A 6,586-nucleotide genomic window follows, 5' to 3' on the forward strand; every position below is an offset into this window, starting at 1 on the left:
CCACTTTGAATGTTAGACTGACTCAGTTCAAACATATGCTCAAGTTGTGGCAGGCTTTCATTTTGAATTATGTTATAGATCTCATATGCTTCAGAGTGTTTTGCATGCATAATGTCTATTTTACTCTCTAATGAAGCTCTGTAATCTAAAGAAGCACTTTGTGCAGCCAAGACTTCTTTACGGGCAGCTTCTGAATTGAGTTTTTCTGAACCATAAATAGGCAGAGAGATTCCCACTGTAACCGAGGCATAATCGGGATACTCAGTACGGTTAAAATAACCTATTTTGACATAAGGATCCGGGGTGATACTTAGGTCCTGTATAGCCTTGTTGGCATCAGCAGCATTTTTCTCGGAGAGTTTCATATGGTAGGTTGGATTGTTCTGTAGTTTAGAAAGGTAAGAATCTAATGATTTAGGACGTTTGATCTGCAATCTGTCTGAGATAGAAGAGACATTTCCCTGTACTAAGTATTTTAGTTTAGCCTTTTGGCTTTTTAAAATAGTGTTATAGCGTTCAGATCGTATCTTTATTTTTGAAAGCATCAAACTTGCAGACATACTGCTTGTGTGACTTTTGTTTTCAGTGGATGCATAGGCGGTATAAAGATCTATATTTTGTTTAGCTACAGCTTTATATCGATTGACAATACGGATACGCTCTTCAAGTTCCTTTATTGTATAAGCTGTCATACGTATCTCTTCAGCAAGTGTTATCTTTGCTGCTTCATAGGAGTCTAACATAATACTTTTTTGTGCTTCTGTAAAGGTTTTACGGGCATCCAGTTTACCAAACCATGGAAACTGTTGTTTAAAGTTGATCGCATTGTACTGCATAGGCTCAAGCCCACGGTCTGCGGGATGATCAAATTGTATATCATTAATGGTAAGTGACAGGTCAGGATTAGAGAGGTTTTGACTTCCTTCTACGCGTTCATTCATTGCAGAAAGACGGTGCTGTATGGTTTGAAGTGAAGGGTGACTTTTGATTGAATTATCGATGAGTTGTTGAACACTTTGTGCCTGTAGCAAGCCTGCAGCCAACAATGTAAAAAGTATAAGACGCATTATTTCTCCTCTATGCAGTTTGTGTAGCAATAATTTATAGGTATAATAATGTAACTTTGTGTACCCGGTGTGCAATCCAAAACCCTTTAAAAAAAGAGAAAATTAGGGAAAGTCATAAAATACAATAAAACCTATAGATTTACTTGACATTAAAAATATATTTGGCTAATATACACTCAGATATTAAATGAGCATTTGTAGAAACCCTAGATATTTACATCGGACAAGGGCATTGCACATTTTCTTGGTACTTTGTAGTCTCCCCTATATTGTTAATAAAGAACTGAGAAAAAAGCAATGTTGTAAATAAATCTAGGGTCTTTAGAGGTGCTAATTCACATAGTGTTTATAGTTAAAGAGCTTTGCTCAAAAAATTTATTTGAATGAAAGGAAAGAATATGTCTCCAAGTTGTCCTATATCTACAAGAAGAGTTGACTCTAATATGGTAAGAATTATCTCTTTCCAAGTAGCACTTTTTACTATGATACTTTTAATTACTCAAGAGAGTCTCTTTGCATTGGTAATATTATTTGATTTTTTAATGAGAGCACTGCGTCTATCAAACTTCAGTCCATTTGAGATCGTTGGAAAGTTTGTACTTACAGGGTGGGGTGTTGCACCTAAACTTTGTGATGAATCACCAAAAAGGTTTGCTCTGTATCTTGGATTGATTACTTCATTGTTTATTGTTGTCTTTTATTTTGCTGGTTTTGCAACATTTTCTACAGTGATAGCCGTCGTTTTATTAATTTGTGCATTGTTTGAGACATTATTTGATTTTTGTATAGGATGTAAAATATACTATGCAATACAGATCGGTAAAAATTTTTTAACTGATGATCTGATACAGAAATAAACGTTATTTCGTTAATTTATACATTACCTGTAGAGAGTATTCGATTTTTGTATGGGATGTAAGATATACTACACAATACTAATCTCTAAAGGCTTTTGAAAGAATGATAGGAATATCAAATAAAACAATTTATGCTATTGCAGCACTTCAAGAATTGGATTCGATCCCAGACAATGAAGTGCTTAAGATAAAAGAGATAGCAGCAAATGCGTCCATCCCGCAAAACTTCTTGGAACAAATACTTTTAGAACTTAAAAAACAAGGTATACTGACGAGTATTAAAGGTGCTCATGGTGGTTATAAACTCGCTAAAGACCTTAAAGATATAACACTTAAAGATGTTTTGTTGATACTGGAATCAGATATATTCTCTGATAATTGTAAAACAGATAATCCAGCACTAAAACTATTTTGGGAAGATTTAAAAGAGAATGTTTCAAGTCTATTTGAAATCCCTCTTTCTGAACTTAAAAACTATCAACTCAAAGCCAATCAAACACTCAATTATTCAATATAGGAACAGACTATGAACAATACCACTGATTTTGACTACTTCAATACCTTACTTGTACAAAGTGTAGGTTCAAAAGTAGGGCCTATCGCACCTACTATTACACCCTCAGCCGCTTATGGTTATGAAAGTGCAGAAGAAGCGGAAGGTATCTTCTCTGCAGAGGTTAATAAGCCACTCTATGCAAGAGTAGGGAATCCAACAAATGCTAAATTAGAATCTATTGTAGCGAAGATGGAGGGTGGATTTGGTGCTATTGCTACTTCTTCAGGTATGGGTGCTATCTCTATGGTATGTACTGCTTTTTTATCTGCTGGAGATGAATTACTTTGTATCGGTGGTTTCTTTGGAGGTACCTATTCACTTGTAAATGAAACTTTGGCACGTTTTGGTGTGACCAATACTTTTTGTACCGTAGATGACTTTAAACATATTGAAGCAACACTCAAACGTGGTATTAAAATGGTACTTTTTGAGTCTGTAGGTAATCCAAGCCTTACACTGCCTGATATACAGCGTATTATCGACCTTTGTAATGAGTATGAAACACTGGTAATGATAGACAATACTGCTACGCCACTTTTGGTTAGACCACTGGAGATGGGTGCAGATATTTCTGTGCACTCTTCAACGAAGAATATGTCTGGTCACTCAGCTGCATTGGGTGGTATAGCAGTGTTTAGAGCTGTAAAAGAAGAGGGTGACAAACTTTTAAATGAGAAGTATGCAGACGTACATAAAATAGTAAAAAAAATGGGTAAAAAAGCCTTTATACCTATCTGTAAAAAACGTGCCATTCGTGACTTTGGTATGACTGCTAATGCTTTTGGATCTTTTATGACAATGATAGGACTGGAAACACTGTCACTTAGAGTAGAAAGAATTAATAAAAGTGTTGAAACAGTAGCAGCCTTACTAGATGAAAAACTGCCTGAAGGTGTGAGTGTTAATCACCCCTCATTACCTTCGAGTCCTGACAATGCACGATACAAGTCAGACTTTGCACAAGGTTGTGGCCCACTACTCAGTATAGACTGTGGTACAAAAGAGAGAGCGTTTGCATTCTTGAACAAATTGAACCTTGTTATTCAAACAGCTAACATAGGTGATAACAGAACGCTTGCACTTCATATGACAAGTACCATTTACAGTGACTTCAATGATGAAGCACGTAAATTTTTAGGTGTACATGAAGGATTGATCCGTGTTTCTATAGGTTTGGAAGATCCTAACTCAATTGCAAAGGACTTTTTACAAGCTGCAGATGCACTGTAAGTAGTTTTTGTGTTACGCTTTTTTATCATTGTAACTTTATTGTTGGTTTCTCTTGAAGCCAGCAGTGAAAAAGAAGGGCTTACCTATCTCAATAATATCAGAGAACATACCGGACTTATTAAACTAAAAAGCAATAAAAACTTACAAAATGCAGCTGCATCTCACGCCAAATATCTTATACAAAATCAAAAAAATGGACATTATGAAAAAAAAGGCAAATATTCATACACTGGAAATACGCCTTCCCAAAGAGTTACAAAAGCAGGGTATCCTTCCACCTATGTAATGGAAAATCTTTCTATCAATACTGAAGGATATGCAAAATCTATAGACAATCTTTTTTCTGCTATTTACCACCGTTTCGTTTTTTTGAATTTAGATAAAGATGAGATAGGAATCGGAGCTTATTCGAGCAAGAAAGAAAGAAAGATCAACCGTGCATACGTCTATGATATGGGTTCTTCAGGTATTGCAGAACTTTGCAATAAAACGTTCAGTATGACACATGGCGTCTACTATATGAAAAACATTTGTAAGCAAAGTACAAAGATGGTACCCAAATCACTTTTTGAAGAGAGGAAAGATGAAGTACGACGTAAAAACAGAGATATCATACTCTACCCATTTGCTGGTCAAACCGATATCTGGCCTGCTTTTTATAATGAATCTCCAGATCCTCTTCCTGGCTATAATGTGAGTGGTTTCCCGATTTCTGTACAGTTTAACCCTGTAAACACTAAAAATGTAAAGTTGAAATCTTTTCGTTTATATGATGCAGAGGGGAAAGAGATAAAAAAAACCAAGATCCTCCAGCATAGTAATGACCATAATCATCTTTTTACCAAATTTGAATTTGCACTCATGCCACTAAAAAGATTAGAATTTGACACAACATATACTGCAGTATTTGAAGCTGTTTCCGATGGAAATGAAGTGAAAAAACGTTGGTCATTTAGTACAATGAAACCTGAAGAAAAAATATATAGAGTGAGTGAAAATAAGACAAAATTGACAGTACAGGCAGGTTCAAAAGCTTTACTGTACATGGTACCAGATTCAGGGAAGGACATCTTACATAGTTATCGGTCCAGAGGTGGTATAAAAGCCTCATTTTTGGACCAAAATACGTTAAAAGTCACATTTCCGAAGAGAAGTTCTTCCGGAAGGGTGAGTTTGGATTTTGGTAAGAAAAAGGTTTTCTTTGATGTACAGTAGCTAGAAGGTAGATTTTAATCCATAAAAGTAATTTTGTAACTGCATCATACCTTTAGCTGCAAACTGTTCCATAAAGCTCTCGAGTTTATCTTTTTCTTTCCACACTGGGTCTTTCACCTTTGCGAGTTTTTCAACCTCTGCTTTGGCTTGGCTTTTAACTCCAACACGGTCTATGAGTCCTGCATCTTTCGCTCTTTTTGCTGAAAATATATGTGCATCTGCATACTCTTTTGAATGGTTTATATTTAAACCCCTAGCATTGGCTACATCAGTGATAAAAAGCTCATAGGTATCTTTGGTTAGTCTCTCAAGTTCAGCACGTTCTTCAGGTGTCCATTCTCTGGTTGGAGTGCCTGCTTCTTTGTAGGTCCCTTGTTTGACTATCTGTGTTTTAACACCGATAGTATCCATCAGTTCTTCTATATTTGCACTCTCCATGATAACACCAATTGATCCTACGATAGAACCTGGGTTTGCAATAATGGTATTGGCATAGATAGATGCATAGTAACTACCACTGGCCATGATGCCAGAAGCATATGCTACCACAGGCTTATGCTCTTTTAACGCTTTGATAGCATACGCTATCTCTATAGAAGGAGGAACGGCACCACCAGGTGAATTAATATTGAGCAGTACACCTTTGATCTTAGGGTCTTTTTGTATATCTTCTATTTCTTTAAGTATAGCATCTGCATTCATGATGGGACCTACAAGTTGTATTTCTTGTAGATTCGCAGGCCTTAGTTCAGTCGTTGAAGTGGGCATAAGTACAACAAAAGCTATCAGTAAAAAAAGCATTCCTAAAAAGTGTTGACCTATCCATTTGATCGCTTTACCTATAGCATTAAACATATTTTTCTCCTTCTATATAAACTTCTGAGGCTTTTTTGGTATGCAAGATAGTCCATAGGGCTAACTCTTCCGTTCTTTTAGGTTCTTCAGGCAGTGTGAGTACTGCAAAATCTGCAAGTTTATCTATTTCTATTCTACCACAGTTTAGACCTAAAATCTCTGCGGCATCTCTGGTAATTGCACGAAGTAATTTTTCGGAAAGTTCTTGGATGGGAATATCGTTGTGCAACATAATAGCAGCTCTAAGTTCATCGAAGATATTAAGTGAATCGTTGGAGCTTAGACCATCTGTGGCAACAGTAAAAGGAAGAGGCAGGTCTTCAATGGCAAGTCTACCGCATCCCAAGTATCTGTTGGAGCGTGGACAATGGGCAACAGAGTGTCCTTTCCCAGCCAAATAGTTTAACTCATCTTCTGTTGCCTGTACACAATGGGTAAAATGCGTAGGATAAGTGTCAAAAGCATGCATGAATTCTTCGATATTTGTCACCGTTTTGGAAGTGTTAAAGTATTTGAGAAAGAATGCCTTGAGAGTACCTGAACTTGATTCAAGCCACTCTCTTTCTGCTTTAGATTCTAAAAAGTGCGCACTGAGAGGCATGTTGTTTTTTTTGGCTACATTCACTGCTTTTTGTAAGAGTATAGGATGTACTGAATAGGGAGAGTGTATCGCTACAGCAGGGATGATACGCGAACTTTTTTCACATGACTGTGATGCCCTGACACGCTCTTGAAAGTCGCCATAGAGCATATCTGCATACATGGCATTTGAACCTATGAGTTCATTGAAAAAAACAACACGCTGA

Annotated in this window: 7 protein-coding genes; 4 read left to right on the forward strand and 3 right to left on the reverse strand. The window is 36.6% G+C overall.

Annotated features, from left to right (window positions below):
* Positions 1-1,067, reverse strand: a 1,067-nt coding sequence (locus ABZC96_RS07440) for a TolC family protein (RefSeq protein WP_373030168.1), incomplete at its 3' end; no start/stop codon positions are given.
* Between the two features lie 398 nt (positions 1,068-1,465).
* On the opposite strand from ABZC96_RS07440, the gene ABZC96_RS07445 reads away from it, so the two are divergent.
* From ABZC96_RS07445 to ABZC96_RS07460, 4 genes are all read left to right on the forward strand, one after another.
* The gene (locus ABZC96_RS07445; RefSeq protein ID WP_373030169.1) at positions 1,466-1,924 is read left to right on the forward strand and encodes a DUF4395 domain-containing protein; all 459 of its coding nucleotides are present in this window, start codon (positions 1,466-1,468) and stop codon (positions 1,922-1,924) included.
* A 103-nt stretch (positions 1,925-2,027) separates the two neighbouring features.
* A complete protein-coding gene (locus tag ABZC96_RS07450; RefSeq protein WP_373030170.1) occupies positions 2,028-2,441 on the forward strand; it encodes an Rrf2 family transcriptional regulator in 414 nt (137 codons plus the stop codon).
* Positions 2,442-2,450: 9 nt separating this feature from the next.
* Positions 2,451-3,710 carry a PLP-dependent aspartate aminotransferase family protein gene (locus ABZC96_RS07455; protein ID WP_373030171.1) on the forward strand — a complete coding sequence of 420 codons (1,260 nt, stop codon included), beginning with the start codon at positions 2,451-2,453 and terminating at the stop codon, positions 3,708-3,710.
* 9 nt (positions 3,711-3,719) lie between these two features.
* Entirely contained in the window at positions 3,720-4,925 is a 1,206-nt protein-coding gene (locus ABZC96_RS07460; protein WP_373030173.1) for a CAP domain-containing protein, read from the forward strand.
* Here the strand turns inward: ABZC96_RS07460 and sppA are convergent, their stop codons facing one another.
* Both sppA and ABZC96_RS07470 read right to left on the reverse strand, forming a co-directional pair.
* Complete coding sequence (sppA, locus tag ABZC96_RS07465) at positions 4,926-5,780, reverse strand: signal peptide peptidase SppA (protein ID WP_373030175.1); 855 nt, start codon at positions 5,778-5,780, stop codon at positions 4,926-4,928.
* Positions 5,773-6,586 (reverse strand): aminofutalosine deaminase family hydrolase (locus ABZC96_RS07470; protein WP_373030177.1); only part of this gene is annotated, 814 nt, incomplete at its 5' end. The genes ABZC96_RS07470 and sppA, both read right to left, overlap by 8 nt.

Source organism: Sulfurovum sp. (assembly GCF_041551015.1).
In the GTDB taxonomy this organism is placed as follows: domain Bacteria; phylum Campylobacterota; class Campylobacteria; order Campylobacterales; family Sulfurovaceae; genus Sulfurovum.